Below are 13579 nucleotides of genomic sequence, written 5' to 3'. Positions count from 1 at the left end.
GTCCAGCGCGGCGGGCCGCCCCTGATGGCCTATTCCGCCGCCATCGCCAGCGGCGCCGGCGCGCCGATCCCGGCTTCGATCTGTGCCATCCGCTCCCGCGCCGCGGTGGCGTTGCGCGCCTTGATATGGCCGTAGCCCTTGATGCCCGCCGCCGCCTCGGCCCAGTCGCAGACCTTGGCATGGGTCTGCGGCGAGAGCAGCCGCAGCAGCCGCTCGATCCCGGCGCGGTATTCGCCGATCAGGGCCCGCTCCATCCGCCGCTCCTCGGTCTTCCCAAACGGATCGAGCGCGGAGCCGCGCAGCGCCTTGCCGTGCCGCAGCAGCCCCATCGCCTTCAGCATCCAGGGCCCGAAGGCGATCTTGCGCGGCACGCCGGTGACCGGGTCGGGCTTGGCCAGGAAGGGCGGCGCTAGGTTCAGCTCGACGCGCTGGGTGCCGGTGAAGTGCTGGTCGAGGAAAGCCTTCCAGTCGGTCAGGCTGTGCAGCCGGGCCACCTCGTACTCGTCCTTGTAGGCCATCAGCCGGTAGAGCTGCATCGCCACGGCGCGGGCCAGCCGCTGCTCGCCCGGCACCGCCGCCTGTTCCGCCGCGCGCACCTTGGCGACGAAATCGGCATAGCCGCGGGCATAGCCGGCGTTCTGATACAGGGTCAGGTCGGCCACCCGCCGCGCCACCAGCGCGTCCAGCGTCTCGGCTTCCGGCGTCACCGGGACGGGCGGCGCCAGGGCCGCCTCCCGGCCCAGGGCGAAGGCGGCCTTGTTGCGCTCGATCTGCGCCCCGTTCAGCTCCAGCGCCCGGTTGATCGCCTCGGCGCTCAGCGGCACCAGCCCCTTCTGGTAGGCGATGCCGAGCAGCCAGACATTGAGATAGATGAGGTCGCCGAGCGCCTCCTCCACCACCTGCACGCCGGGCACCGTCACCACCTCGCGGCAGGCGTCCCGGATGCTGGCCAGCATGCCCGGGCGGTCGTAGGTCGTCGCCGTGTTCAGCACGAACTGCGCGGTCGGCTGCAGGTCGACGTTCAGCACCGCCGCCGTGCGGTCGGCGCCCAGCAGCGGCCGCGCGGTCCGCCCATGCGCCACCACCATGTCGGCCGAGAGCAGCAGGTCGGCCTGGCCCATGCCGATGCGCGGCGCCTCGATGGTGGACGGATCGGCGCCGGCCCGGCCGATGCGCAATTGGGCGAAGACGCCGCCGCCCTTCTGCGCCAGGCCGAGCATGTCGACCGAGCGCGACGGACGGCCTTCCAGATGCGCCGCCATGCCGAGGATGGCCGAGAGCGCCGTCACCCCCTGCCCGCCGACGCCGGCCAGCAGGATGTTGAAGGCCGGCTCGCCCGCCCGCACCTCGGGCCGCTGAGGCTCCGGCACCGCCTCGCCCAGCTTCGGCACGGCCTTCTTCACCGGCTCCGCCCCGACCAGCGTGACGAAGGACGGGCAGAAGCCCTCGACGCAGGACAGGTCCTGGTTGCAGGCGCTCTGGTCGATGGCGCGCTTGCGGCCGTATTCGGTCTCGACAGGCTCGACCGCGAGGCAGTTCGAGGTGCGCGAGCAGTCGCCGCAATCCTCGCAGACCCGCGGGTTGATCGCCACGCGCTTCGTCGCCACCGCCTGGGTGCCGCGCTTGCGCTTGCGGCGGCGCTCCGTCGCGCATTGCTGGTCGTAGATCAGGATGGTGACGCCCGGCACCTCGCGCAGCTCCCGCTGCACCAGGTCGAGGTCGCGGCGTTCGCGGTATTCGGTGCCCTTCGGCATCCGCGCATCGCCGGTGTGGCGGTCCGGGTCGTCGGAGACGACGACGATCTTCGCCGCCCCTTCCGCCGCCATCTGCGCGGCGATCTCCGGCACGCCGAGCTCGCCTTCCGGCGTCTGCCCGCCGGTCATGGCGACGGCGCTGTTGACCAGGATCTTGTAGGTCATGTTGGCGCCGGCGGCGATCGCCTGGCGCACCGCGAGGCTGCCGGAATGGGCATAGGTGCCGTCGCCGATGTTGACGAACATATGCTTCTCGGACACGAACGGCCCCATGCCGAGCCAGGCCATGCCCTCCGCGCCCATGTGGCTGTAGAGGTCGGTCTGCCGGTCCATGTAGATCGCCAGCGTGTGGCAGCCGATGCCGGCCATGGCGTGGCTGCCTTCCGGCACCCGCGTTGACGTATTGTGCGGGCAGCCCGGGCAGAAATGCGGCGTCCGGTCGTGGATCGGCGGCGCCTGCAGCTGGGCGATGCGGTCGAGCTGGCGGATGCGGTCGTGCAGCTGCTCGGTCTGCAGCTGTTCCGGCAGCCGTGCCGCCAGCGCCCGCAGCACCGCGCCGGTGTCGAGCTCGGTCAGGTCGGAGAGCAGCCGGCGGCCCTGCTCGTCGGTCTTGCCGACGATGCGCGGACGGGAGGCTTCGTAGTACAGCGCCTCGCGCAATTGCGGCTCGATCACCGGGCGGCGGTCCTCGACCACCATGATCTCCTCGAGCCCGCGGGCGAATTCGCGGGCGCCCACCGCGTCCAACGGCCAGGCCAGCCCGACCTTCCAGATGCGCAGGCCCGCCATGCGGGCCAGCTCCTCGGTGATGCCGGCGTCGTGCAGCGCCTGGCGCAGCGTGGCATAGCCGCGGCCGCGCGCGGCGATGCCGAAGCGGGCCTGCGGGCTGTCCATGACGATGCGGTTCAGCCCATTGGCCCGGGCGAAGGCGAGCGCCGCCGGCAGCTTGAAGTGCCGCAGCCGCTCCTCCTGCGGGATGGCGTGGTCGCGCAGGCGGATATGCACGCCATCGGCCGGGAAGGTGAAATCCGGGCGGATGCTGGCATAGGCGGCCGGGTCGACCAGCACCGTGCCGGCGCCGTCCATGGTTTCCGCCACGCATTTCATCCCGACCCAAAGGCCGGCGAAGCGCGACATGTCGAGCGCCTTCAACCCGAAATCGAGGATCTCGGTGACGCCGGCCGGGTCGAGCACCGGCATCTCGACGTCCATGAAGGAATACTCGCAGCCCGAGGTGATGGTCGACGACTTGCAGGACGGGTCGTCGCCGGCCAGCGCCAGCACGCCGCCGCGCGGCGCGGTGCCGGCGGAATTGGCATGCCGCAGTGCGTCGCCGCTGCGGTCCACGCCCGGCCCCTTGCCGTACCAGATGCCGAAGACGCCGTCGTAGCGCTGGTTGCCATACAGCGCGACCTGCTGGGTGCCCCAGACCGCGGTCGCCGCCAGGTCCTCGTTCAGCGCCGGGCGGACGACGACACTGGCCTCGGCCAGGCGCTTCGCCTGCTTCATCAACTGCTGGTCATAGGTGCCGAGCGGCGAGCCGCGGTAGCCGCTGACATAGCCGGCGGTGTTCCAGCCCATCGCCTTGTCGAGCTGGTGGCGGACCAGCGGCAGCCGGACCAGCGCCTGGATGCCGGTCAGCAGCAGCGTCTCGCCCGCTTTCTCCCAGCGGTCCTCGAGGGTGGCTTCGGGGCGTTGGATGCTGCCCATCATCTCTCTCCCGGAAGGGTAGCCTCGGCCACCCGGCTTTGATCGGTATGTCGGGCGGCCCGGGGGGCGCGGCAAGGCCCCGGGCGGACCGGCTCAGCCGGAAGGATGCACCGGGTCCACCCGCAAGTCCTGCCGGAGTTCGTGCTGCACCGCCGAAAGAACGGAAGGATCTTTCGTCGTTTTGCACTCAGCCCCGTGCGGCTGCCGCCGGATGCGGCGCGGCCAGCAGCGGGCCGGCGCCGAACAGCTTTTCCCGGTAGGTCCCCGGGGCATAGGCGGTCTTGTAGGCGCCACGCGCCTGCAGCGCCGGGACCAGCAGGTCGGCCACCGCCTCGATGCATTCCGGCATCACGGTGCGGGACAGGTTGAAGCCGTCCACGTCGGTCGCCTCGGCGAAGCCGATCAATTGCTCGGCGATTGCGTCCGGCGTGCCGACCATGGGCTTCTGCCGGCTGCCGAGGATGAACTGGTCGATCAGGTGCCGCTTGGTCCAGCCCGGCCCGAAGACCCGCGCCATCGCCTCGACGTTGGAGGAGATGGCGTTGCTGCCGCTGGCCGCGATCGGCTCGTCCATGCCGAAGCGGTCGAAGTCGATGCCGAGCGAGGCCGCGGCATGCGCCAGCGCGCCGGTGATGCTGGCATGGTCGCGGTACTCTGCCAGCAGGCCCTCCGCCTCCGCCTCGGTCCGGCCGAGGATCAGCGTGGCGCCGACGAAGATGCGCAGGGGCCGCGGCGCCGCCTTGGCGCGCAGGTCGGCCACCATCCGCGCGACGTTCGCCGGGCTGGAGGGGTTGAGGAAGACGCATTCGGCATGCCGCGCGGCGAAGTCGCGGCCGCGGTCGGACGCCCCGGCCTGGTAGAGCACCGGCGTCCGCTGCGGTGAGGGCTCGCAGAGATGGATCGCCTCGATCCCGCCGGAGCGGATGGCGCGGACCTTCAGGGGGTCGGCATAGACGCCGGTGGCGCGGTCGGCCTGCACCGCATCCCCGGCCCAGCTGCCCTCCCACAGCGCATAGGCGGTGGCCATGAATTGCTCGGCCGCCTCGTAGCGCGCGTCATGCGCCAGCTGCGCCGGCAGGCCCATGGCGCGGGCCGCGCTGTCGAGATAGCCGGTGACGATGTTCCAGCCGATGCGGCCATCGGTCAGGTGGTCGAGCGTCGAGAAGCGCCGGGCGAACAGCGCCGGGGCCTCGTAGGTCAGGTTCACCGTGACGCCGAAGCCGAGATGGCGGGTCACCGCCGCCATGGCCGGGACCACCAGCATGGGGTCGAGCAGCGGCACCTGCACGGCATGGCGAATGGCGGCATCGGGGCTGCCGCCCAGCACGTCGTAGAGGCCGACGACATCGGCCAGGAACAGCCCGTCGAACAGGCCGCGCTCCAGCGTGCGGGCCAGGCCGGTCCAGTAGTCCAGCCGCCGGTAGTCGGTGGAGCGGTCGCGCGGATGGGTCCACATGCCATGCTGGATGTGGCCGACGCAAGCCATGTCGAAGGCGTTCAGGCGGATTTCACGAGGCATGGCGAGAGGCTAGCACAGCCCCCTTGCCTGTCAGCCCCATCGCGGCAGAAGCTTCTGCGATGGACGCCATCGACCGCCGGATCCTCCGCGCCCTGCACGGCAACGCCCGCCTGACCAATGCGGAGCTGGCCGAGCAGGTCGGCCTCTCGCCCTCCCCCTGCTGGACCCGGGTGAAGCGGCTGGAGCAGTCCGGCGTCATCAAGGGCTATGTCGCCATCCTCGACCAGGCCCAGCTCGGCCTGCCGGATACCGTCATCATCGAGGTGATGATGGAACGCCACGACGAGGAGAGCCTGCGGCGCTTCGAGCGCGCCGTGACCGAGATGCCCGAGGTGATCGAGGCCTGGCTGGTCACCGGCGAGTACGACTACGTCATCAAGGCCGCGGTCGGCGGCACCGCGGGCTACGAGCGCCTGCTGCGGGAGAAGCTGTACCGCCTGCCCGGCGTCCGCCACACCCGCACCAGCTTCACCCTGCGCAGCCTGAAGCAGAGCTGGACGCCGGCGCCGTAGGAGCAGATCGCGGGAGGGCGCATGCCCGGACGCGTGGATCTGCTCCGCGAGCAACAGGCCGGCGTGCGGCGCCTCAGTGCTTCGCGGCGTCCTGCGCGTCGAAATGCCGCTTGATGCAGCCGAAGCCGAACAGCAGGCCGAACAGGAAGAGCGCGAAGCCGAAGAACTGCAGGTAGTCGTGCGCCATGCCGATGGCGAGCAGCCCGACCAGGGCGATCAGGCCGGAGAAGACCAGGAAGAAGATGCTGCTGCCGTTCATTGGCGGGGCTCCTTGCGGGGGATGTCGTCGAACAGGATGCGGGATGCGGCGCCGTCCAGGTCGTCGTACTGGCCGGTGCGGAGGTTCCAGAGGAAGGCGGCCAGCCCCAGCAGCCCGAGGAACAGGGCCACCGGCACCAGCAGGACCAGGATGTTCATGCAGTCTCCTTGCCGGCGCGCAGCGCGTTGCCGATCACGATGAGGGAGGAGGAGGACATGATCAGCGCGGCGAACAGCGGGGTGACCAGCCCGCCGATCGCCAGCGGCACCGCCACCAGGTTGTAGGCCAGCGAGAAGACGATGTTCTGCCGCGCCAAGCGCTGCGCCCGCCGCGCGGTGCGGATGGCGCCGGGCAGCGCGCCCAGGCCCTCCGCCCGCAGCACCAGGTCGGCCGCGGTCTGCGCCAGGTCCGTGCCGTCGCCCGGGCAGGCGGCGACATGCGCCAGCGCCAGGGCCGCCGCGTCGTTGATGCCGTCGCCGACCATCAGCGGGTGGCGGCCGGCGGCGCGCAGCGCCTCGATCCGCGCCGCCTTGGCCTGCGGCACCACCTGCGCGGTCCAGTGTTCGATCCCGGCCTGGGCGGCGACCGCGGCCACCGCCGGCGCGGCGTCGCCGGACAGCAATTCGCTGGTCAGACCCAGCCGTTGCAGGTCGGCGACCACCGCGGCGGAATCGGCGCGCAGCCGGTCAGCGAAGCGGAAGGCGACCGGGGCGCGGCCGGGGCCCGCATACCACAGGGTCAGCCCGACATCCGGCCCGCCCAGGCCGAGGAATGCGGCGCTGCCCAGCCGGCGCTCACCGGCCAGCAGGCCGCGGCCCGGCACCTCCTCGACCCCCGGCGCCAAGGGCGCATCCGGGCAGGCATTGGCCAGGGCACGCGACAGCGGGTGGCGGCTGGCGCGGGCCAGACCGGCGGCCTCGCGCAATTCGGCCTCGGTCCAGGCACCGGGCAGCAGGGTCGGGCGGCCCTCGGTCAGCGTCCCGGTCTTGTCCAGCACGGCGTGGTCGGCGGCCGCCAGGCGTTCCAGCGCGGTGCCGCTGGCGACCAGCACGCCGCGGCGGAACAGCGCGCCGACGGCCACCGCCTGCACCGCCGGCAGGGCGATGGCAAAGCCGCAGGGGCAGGTGACGATCAGCACCGCGACGGCGGCGACCAGCGCCTGCTGCCAGACCACCCCGCCCAGCAGCCACCAGCCGAGGAAGGTCAGCGCGGCCACCGCATGCACCACCGGCACGAAGTAGCGCACCACCCGGTCGGCCAGGTCGACGTAGCGGCCCTTGGCCACTTCGGCCTGTTCCAGCAGCCGCGCCATGGCGGCCAGCGAGCCATCCGCGGCGGCCGCGGTGACGCGGGCGACGAAGGGCGCGCCCATGTTGACCGCGCCGGCCGGCAGCGGCTCATACGCGGCGAATGTGCGCGGCAGGCTCTCACCGCTGGTCGCGCTGGCGTCCAGCAGCGCCTCGCCTTGCTCCAGCGTGGCGTCGAGCCGCAGGCGTTCCCCTGCCGCGACCAGGATGCGGTCGCCGGCGCGGAGGTTGGCGGCCGGCGCGGCGGTGGCGGTGCCGTCCTCGGCCAGCCTGGTCACCGTGCCGTCCTGCAGCGCCAGCAATTCGGCGACTGCCTGGCGGGCCTTCCGCCGCGCCGCGCGGTCGAGCACCCGGCCGGCCAGCAGCAGCGCGATCAGCATCGTCGCGCCGTCGAAGAAGGTGTAGCGGCCGTTGCGCAGCACCTCGCTCAGCGACATCGCGGCCGAGGCGAGCACGCCGAGCGAGACCGCCATGTCCATGTTGAGCCGGCCGGACCGCAGGCCGGCGAGGGCGTTGCGATACAGCGGCAGGCCGGCGACCAGCACCACCGGCAGCCCGATCAGCGCGGCGACCCAATGCAGCGCGGCGCGGGTCGCCTCGCCCATGTCCCAGCCGACCCAGACGGCGACCGAGACCAGCATGATGTTCATCGCGCCGAAGGACGCGATGCCAAGGCAGCGGATCAGCTCGCGCCCCTCGGCATCCTCGGTCGCCCGCAGGCAGGCCGGCGACCAGGGAGCGACGCGGAAGCCGAGCCGCGCCAGCAGGGCGACGAAGTCGTTGGCCCGGGCGGCGTCGCCGCGCCAGCCGAGCGTCAACCGCCGCGTGGTCAGCGCCACCCGGGCGCGCGTCACGTCCGGCTCGGCCGCCAGCGCCTGCTCGACCAGCCAGACGCAGGCGCCGCAGGTCAGCCCTGCGACCATCAGGTCGATCGCCTGCTCGCCCTTCCCGGACCGCACGAAGCTGGTGAAATCGACCGCGGGCGCATCCACCGCGGGCCGCAGCCCGCCATCGGCGGCCTCGCGCCGGCGGTAGAAGGCGTCGAGCCCCAGCCCGGCGACCAGGTCATGCGCCCCCTCGCAGCCGGCGCAGCAATAGCGCGCGGCGCCCGGCACCGGCGCGCCGCAATGGGCGCAGCCGGCGGCGGTCGTCGCGGGTGCGAGGCGGGCCTGGAGGCTCACGGCGCGATCACCCGCTGGCGGATGTCACGGCGGTTGCCATCCGGCGCGGTCAGGCGCAGCCGCGCCTCCCACTGCCCGGCGCGCAGCGCGGCCGGCGCCAGCCACTCGCCGGGCGCCACGGCCTCGGCGGCGAGGCGCTGCTCGGTGCCCTCGACCGGGCGGCGCAGCACGCCGTCCAGCCGGCCGGCCACCGGCTTGCCATCGCGGTCCCGCACGGTGACCCGCAGCACGCCGTCCGACAGCGTCACGTGGTCCCGCCAGCCGAGCGCATCCTGCCGCGCGGCTTCGGCCAGCACATGGTTGTAGGCGCGGCCCTTGTCGTAGGCCGAGCCGGTGGTGACGCCGGTGAAGGTGTCGACGGCGGCGAAGACCATCACCCCGTTCACCGCCACCACCACCAGCATGCCGCCGACGAAGACCCAGGGGATCCAGGCGCTGCGGCGGGGGGAAATCGTCGTGCTCATGGCTTCGGTCCCAGGAAGACGCTGGCGGTGCTCACGGCGGTGCGGCCGTCGGCCCCGATCAGCTTGAAGGTCACGGGCACGTTCTCCGGCAGCTTGAGTGCGGGCGGCGCGGTGACCAGCGCGCGCCACTGGCTGATGCCGTCCGGCCGGGTGGTCAGCACCGGGCGGCCGGCGGCATCGGGCGTCGCATCCTGCACCACCAGCTGCAGCCCGGCCGGGCCGTCCAGCACCAGCGCGTAGCGTTCGACGTCGCGGGTCTTGTCGCCGAGCTTCAGCGCATAGCCGTTGCGCACGCCGCCATCCGAGAGCCGGACGAAATTCGGTGCCCGGTCGCGCAGCACGGACAGCGACGTGGTCTGCCGCAGCAGCCAGGACCCGCCCATGACGGCGACCACCAGGCCGAGCACCGCGGCATACAGCAGGGTGCGCGGCCGGACGACCTTCAGCGGCGTCCGCGCCTGCATCCCGCAGGCCTGCCGCGCCGGGCCGGGCGGCAGCGGCTTCGCCGCGGCCTCGGCGGCGGCGAGGTTGGTCAGCGTCTCGAAGGCGATCAGCCCCTTCTGCCGGCCGAGCCTGCCCATCACGTCGTCGCAGGCGTCGATGCAGAGGCCGCAGCCGATGCATTCCATCTGCTGGCCGTCGCGGATGTCGATGCCGGTCGGGCAGACATGCACGCAGGCCATGCAGTCGACGCAGTCGCCGCGGCCCTCCCCCTTCAGCTTGCCGCGCGGCTCGCCGCGCCAGTCGCGGTAGGTGACGACGAGCGAATTCTCATCCAGCATCGCCGCCTGGAAGCGCGGCCAGGGGCACATGTAGGTGCAGACCTGCTCGCGCGCCCAGCCGGCCAGCACATAGGTGGTGGCGGTGAAGAGGCCGAAGAAGACATAGACCTCGAGGCTGGCCCGGCCGGTGAGGAAGCGCGGCGTCATCTCCAGCGCGTCGTTGAAGTACATGATCCAGGCGCCGCCGGTGGCCATGGCGATGCCCAGCCAGACCGCGTGGGTGATGGCCTTCTTGCCTAGCCACTCGGCCGACCAGGGCTGCAGGTCCAGCTTCATCCGCGCGTTGCGGTCGCCCTGCACCCGGCGTTCCACCCACATGAACAGGTCGGTCCAGACCGTCTGCGGGCAGGCGAAGCCGCACCAGACGCGACCGAACAGGCTGGTCGCGGCGAACAGGCCGATGGCGCCCAGCACCAGCAGGCCGGTCAGGTAGTAGACCTCCTGCGGCCAGATCTCGATCCAGAAGAAGAAGAGCCGGGCATTGCCGATATCGACCAGCACGGCCTGGTCTGGCAGGTCCGGCCCGCGATCCCAGCGGATCAGCGGGACCGCGTAGTACAGCAGCAGGCAGAGGGCGAGGATCAGCCACTTCGCCCGCCGCACCGGGCCCTTCACCGCCTTCGGGTAGACCTTCTGGCGGTTGGCATAGAGCGGCGCAGGGCTTGCCTGCGCCACCCCAGGCTGCGTGCGGTCGGCGGACTTCACCTCGCCCATGATGCCCTCGCTTACTCGCCGCCGCCCAAAGCGTGGACGTAGACGGTCAGCATGTTGACGATGGCCGGATCGAGCCGGGTGGACCAGTTCGGCATCACGCCGGCGCGGGCATAGCCGACGCTGCGCAGGATGTTCGCCTTGTCGCCGCCATAGAGCCAGACCTGGTCGTTCAGCCGCGGGGCGCCCATGTCGCGGTTGCCCTCGCCCTTCTCGCCGTGGCAGCTGACGCAGTTCTCGGCGAAGACCGCGGCACCCCGTTCGGCCGCGGCCGGGTCGGTCGCCCGCCCGGTGAGGCCCAGCACGTGCTCGGTCACGTCGCCGACCTGGGCCGCGGTCAGCAGCCCGTCGGCCAGGAAGCGCGGCATGGCGATGCCGCGGGCATCGGCATCGACGCCGTTGCGCACGCCGTGCGCGATGGTGCCGTGGATCGCCTCGAACCCGCCGCCATAGAGCCAGTCGTCGTCCGCCAGGCTGGGGAAGCCGCCCACCGCGCCCTGGCCGCCCGAGCCGTGGCAGGCGGCGCAGTTGTTGGCGAAGGCGATTCGGCCGCCGGCCAGCGCGTAGGACCGCAGCGCCGGGTCGGCGGCGATCTCCGCCGGCGTTGCCGCGCGCATCCTGGCCAGCATCGGCTCCTGCTTGGCGCGTTCGGCCTCCAGTTCCGGCCCGATGGCGCCGCGCGCGGTCCAGCCCGAGAGGCCGGTCGCGCCGCTGACCGGGAAGGCCGGGTAGATCACCACCCAGACCAGCCCGAAGGCGATGCATGCATAGAAGACATACAGCCACCACTTCGGCAGCGGCGTGTTCAGCTCCTTCAGCCCGTCCCACTCATGGCCGGTGGTCTCGCGGCCGGTGACGCTGTCTTTCTCGACCTTGGTCGGCATCGTCAGGTGCTCCTGCCGAAGGTGGCGCGGCCCGATTCACGCTCCGGGCCAGGTGCCCTCCGCGATCGGGACGCGGGCTCGGCCTCATCCCGCAGCGGGATGTCGGCCAGGCTCGCAAAATGCTGCTTCTTCGACGGGCGCATCACGTACCAGAGCATCCCGAGGAAGAGCACGAAGAACCACACCACCCAGATGGTGGAGAGGAGCGACTGCAGCCTGATGGGGTCCATTGCCGCGCGCTCCTACTGCTGCCGGACCTGCTCGGGCGTCACGTCGCGGAACTCCACCAGCGTCCCCAGCATCTGCAGGTAGGCGACCAGCGCGTCCATCTCGGTGACCACGGCGGCATTGCCGTCGAAGTTGCCTTGCCGGGCCTTGGCGTAGCGTCCGGCCAGGCCCGCGCCGTCCGCATCGGCCCGCGCCTGGGCTTCAAGGTCGACCACGGCATTGGCGACCATGGCGTCGGTGTAGGGCGTGCCGAGCGCCTGCTGCGCCTGCAGCCTGGCCTTGATCGATTCGGTATCCAGCGGCCGGTCGAGGAAGGCGTAGGGCGGCATGATGCTCTCCGGCACCAGCGCGCGCGGGCTGCGCAGATGCGCGGCGTGCCAGTCGTCGGAGTACTTGTTGCCCAGCCGCGCCAGGTCCGGCCCGGTGCGCTTCGAGCCCCACTGGAACGGGTGGTCGTACATGGATTCCGCCGCCAGGCTGTAGGGGCCGTAGCGCTCGGCCTCGTCCCGGAAGGGGCGGACCATCTGGCTGTGGCAGGTGTAGCAGCCTTCCCGGACATAGATGTCGCGGCCGGCGAGCTCGAGCGGCGTGTAGGGGCGGATGCCCTCCACCCGCTCGATCGTGGTCTCGATGGTGAAGAGCGGCACGATCTGGACGAGGCCGCCGATCGAGACCGTGATGAGCGTGAGCACACCCATCAGGATCAGGTTGCGCTCGATGATGCCGTGGTCGCGGAGGAAGCGGAACATGGATCGGCCCTCCTTCACTCGGCCGCCGCGGCGGCGAAGCCGGGCTGCACGGCGGATGCCGGCTCAGCCAGGGTCTCGGAGCGCACGGTCATCCAAAGGTTGTAGACCATGATCAGCGCGCCGCTCAGGTAGAGCAGGCCACCGAGCACGCGGATCACGTAGTAGGGGTGCATCGCCGCCACCGTCTCGACGAAGCTGTACTGCAGGAAGCCCAGCTCGTCGTAGGACCGCCACATCAGGCCCTGCATGATGCCGCTGACCCACATGGCGGTGATGTAGAGGACGATGCCGAGCGTCGCGACCCAGAAGTGCCAGGACACCAGCTTCTCGCTGTACAGCGCGGTCTTCCGCCAGAGCTTGGGGAACAGGTAGTACAGCGCGCCGAAGGTCACGAAGCCGACCCAGCCCATGGCGCCGGAATGCACGTGGCCGATGGTCCAGTCGGTGTAGTGCGACAGGCCGTTGACCGCCTTGATCGACATCACCGGGCCTTCGAAGGTCGACATGCCGTAGAAGCCGACGGCGGTGACCGAGAAGCGCAGCGCGGGATTGGTGCGCAGCTTGTCCCAGGCGCCCGACAGCGTCATCAGCCCGTTGATCATGCCGCCCCAGGACGGCATCCACAGCACGATCGAGAAGACCATGCCCAGCGTCTGTGCCCAGTCCGGCAGCGCGGTGTAGTGCAGGTGGTGCGGACCGGCCCAGATATAGAGGAAGATCAGCGTCCAGAAGTGCACGATGGACAGCCGGTAGCTGTAGACCGGGCGTTCCGCCTGCTTCGGGATGAAGTAGTACATCATGCCCAGGAAGCCGGCGGTCAGGAAGAAGCCCACCGCGTTGTGGCCGTACCACCACTGGATCATCGCATCCTGCACGCCGGACCAGACCACGTAGGACTTGCCCGAGCCGCCGCCGATCGGCAGCGCCAGGTTGTTCACCAGGTGCAGCATCGCCACGGTGATGATGAAGGCCAGGTAGAACCAATTCGCCACGTAGATGTGCGGCTCCTGCCGCCGCAGCAGCGTGCCGCCGAAGGCGATCAGGTAGGCGACCCAGACGACCGTCAGCCAGAGGTCGACGTACCATTCCGGCTCGGCATATTCCTTGCCCTGGGTGACGCCCAGGACATAGCCGAGAGCGGCGGTGACGATGAAGAACTGGTAGCCCCAGAACAGGAACCAGCCCATGTCCTCGCCGCCGAACAGCCGGGCGCGGCAGGTCTTCTGCACCACGTACATGGAAGTGCAGAGCAGCGCGTTGCCGCCGAAGGCGAAGATGACGGCCGAGGTGTGAACCGGGCGCAGCCGCCCGAAGGTGGTCCATTCCAGGTCGAGGTTGAGCAGCGGCCAGGCCAGCTCGGAGGCGATGACGACCCCCATCAGGAAGCCGACCACGCCCCAGAACACGGTGGCGATGGCGAAGGCCTTGATCGGCCCCTCCACCATTTCGAATTCCCGCTCCGGGACGTGCCCGGTGGCAGGGTCTGCATAGCCCGCAACGGCCATGAAGCGGATCTCCT

12 protein-coding genes are annotated in these 13579 nt (G+C 71.1%); 1 reads left to right on the top strand and 11 read right to left on the bottom strand.

Annotation, left to right across the window (positions count from 1 at the left end; all coding sequences use genetic code 11):
* Window positions 1-29: 29 nt before the first annotated feature.
* Window positions 30-3467, bottom strand: coding sequence for an indolepyruvate ferredoxin oxidoreductase family protein (locus tag ACFQS7_RS03380; protein ID WP_380065600.1), 3438 nt, complete (start codon window positions 3465-3467; stop codon window positions 30-32).
* Window positions 3468-3651: 184 nt separating this feature from the next.
* Window positions 3652-4983: an LLM class flavin-dependent oxidoreductase gene (locus ACFQS7_RS03375; RefSeq protein WP_380065599.1), complete on the bottom strand. Its 1332-nt coding sequence runs from the start codon at window positions 4981-4983 to the stop codon at window positions 3652-3654.
* Window positions 4984-5042: 59 nt separating this feature from the next.
* On the opposite strand from ACFQS7_RS03375, the gene ACFQS7_RS03370 reads away from it, so the two are divergent.
* Window positions 5043-5495, top strand: coding sequence for an Lrp/AsnC family transcriptional regulator (locus ACFQS7_RS03370; protein ID WP_380065598.1), 453 nt, complete (start codon window positions 5043-5045; stop codon window positions 5493-5495).
* A gap of 73 nt (window positions 5496-5568) precedes the next feature.
* Here the strand turns inward: ACFQS7_RS03370 and ACFQS7_RS03365 are convergent, their stop codons facing one another.
* The 9 genes from ACFQS7_RS03365 to ccoN are packed head-to-tail and all read right to left on the bottom strand — an operon-like array spanning window position 5569 to window position 13505.
* Window positions 5569-5754 carry a hypothetical protein gene (locus ACFQS7_RS03365; RefSeq protein WP_380065597.1) on the bottom strand — a complete coding sequence of 62 codons (186 nt, stop codon included), beginning with the start codon at window positions 5752-5754 and terminating at the stop codon, window positions 5569-5571.
* On the bottom strand, window positions 5751-5912 hold the full coding sequence (gene ccoS, locus ACFQS7_RS03360) for a cbb3-type cytochrome oxidase assembly protein CcoS (RefSeq protein WP_380065596.1): 162 nt from the start codon (window positions 5910-5912) through the stop codon (window positions 5751-5753). The genes ACFQS7_RS03365 and ccoS overlap by 4 nt, the downstream gene beginning before the upstream one ends.
* On the bottom strand, window positions 5909-8242 hold the full coding sequence (locus tag ACFQS7_RS03355) for a heavy metal translocating P-type ATPase (RefSeq protein WP_380065595.1): 2334 nt from the start codon (window positions 8240-8242) through the stop codon (window positions 5909-5911). The genes ccoS and ACFQS7_RS03355 overlap by 4 nt, the downstream gene beginning before the upstream one ends.
* Window positions 8239-8706 carry a FixH family protein gene (locus ACFQS7_RS03350; protein WP_380065594.1) on the bottom strand — a complete coding sequence of 156 codons (468 nt, stop codon included), beginning with the start codon at window positions 8704-8706 and terminating at the stop codon, window positions 8239-8241. The genes ACFQS7_RS03355 and ACFQS7_RS03350 overlap by 4 nt, the downstream gene beginning before the upstream one ends.
* The gene (ccoG, locus tag ACFQS7_RS03345) at window positions 8703-10202 is read right to left on the bottom strand and encodes a cytochrome c oxidase accessory protein CcoG (protein WP_380065593.1); all 1500 of its coding nucleotides are present in this window, start codon (window positions 10200-10202) and stop codon (window positions 8703-8705) included. The genes ACFQS7_RS03350 and ccoG overlap by 4 nt, the downstream gene beginning before the upstream one ends.
* 11 nt (window positions 10203-10213) lie before the next feature.
* A complete protein-coding gene (ccoP, locus tag ACFQS7_RS03340) occupies window positions 10214-11083 on the bottom strand; it encodes a cytochrome-c oxidase, cbb3-type subunit III (RefSeq protein WP_380065592.1) in 870 nt (289 codons plus the stop codon).
* A 2-nt stretch (window positions 11084-11085) separates the two neighbouring features.
* The gene (locus ACFQS7_RS03335; RefSeq protein WP_380065591.1) at window positions 11086-11313 is read right to left on the bottom strand and encodes a cbb3-type cytochrome oxidase subunit 3; all 228 of its coding nucleotides are present in this window, start codon (window positions 11311-11313) and stop codon (window positions 11086-11088) included.
* Window positions 11314-11325: 12 nt separating this feature from the next.
* Window positions 11326-12060: a cytochrome-c oxidase, cbb3-type subunit II gene (gene ccoO / locus ACFQS7_RS03330; protein WP_380065590.1), complete on the bottom strand. Its 735-nt coding sequence runs from the start codon at window positions 12058-12060 to the stop codon at window positions 11326-11328.
* 14 nt (window positions 12061-12074) lie between these two features.
* Complete coding sequence (ccoN, locus tag ACFQS7_RS03325; RefSeq protein ID WP_380066193.1) at window positions 12075-13505, bottom strand: cytochrome-c oxidase, cbb3-type subunit I; 1431 nt, start codon at window positions 13503-13505, stop codon at window positions 12075-12077.
* Window positions 13506-13579: the final 74 nt, after the last annotated feature.

This window comes from Dankookia sp. GCM10030260, assembly GCF_042666655.1.
Classification (GTDB): domain Bacteria; phylum Pseudomonadota; class Alphaproteobacteria; order Acetobacterales; family Acetobacteraceae; genus Paracraurococcus.
Note: the sequence above shows the minus strand (reverse complement) of the source record. Positions and strands in the feature narration are given on the sequence as shown.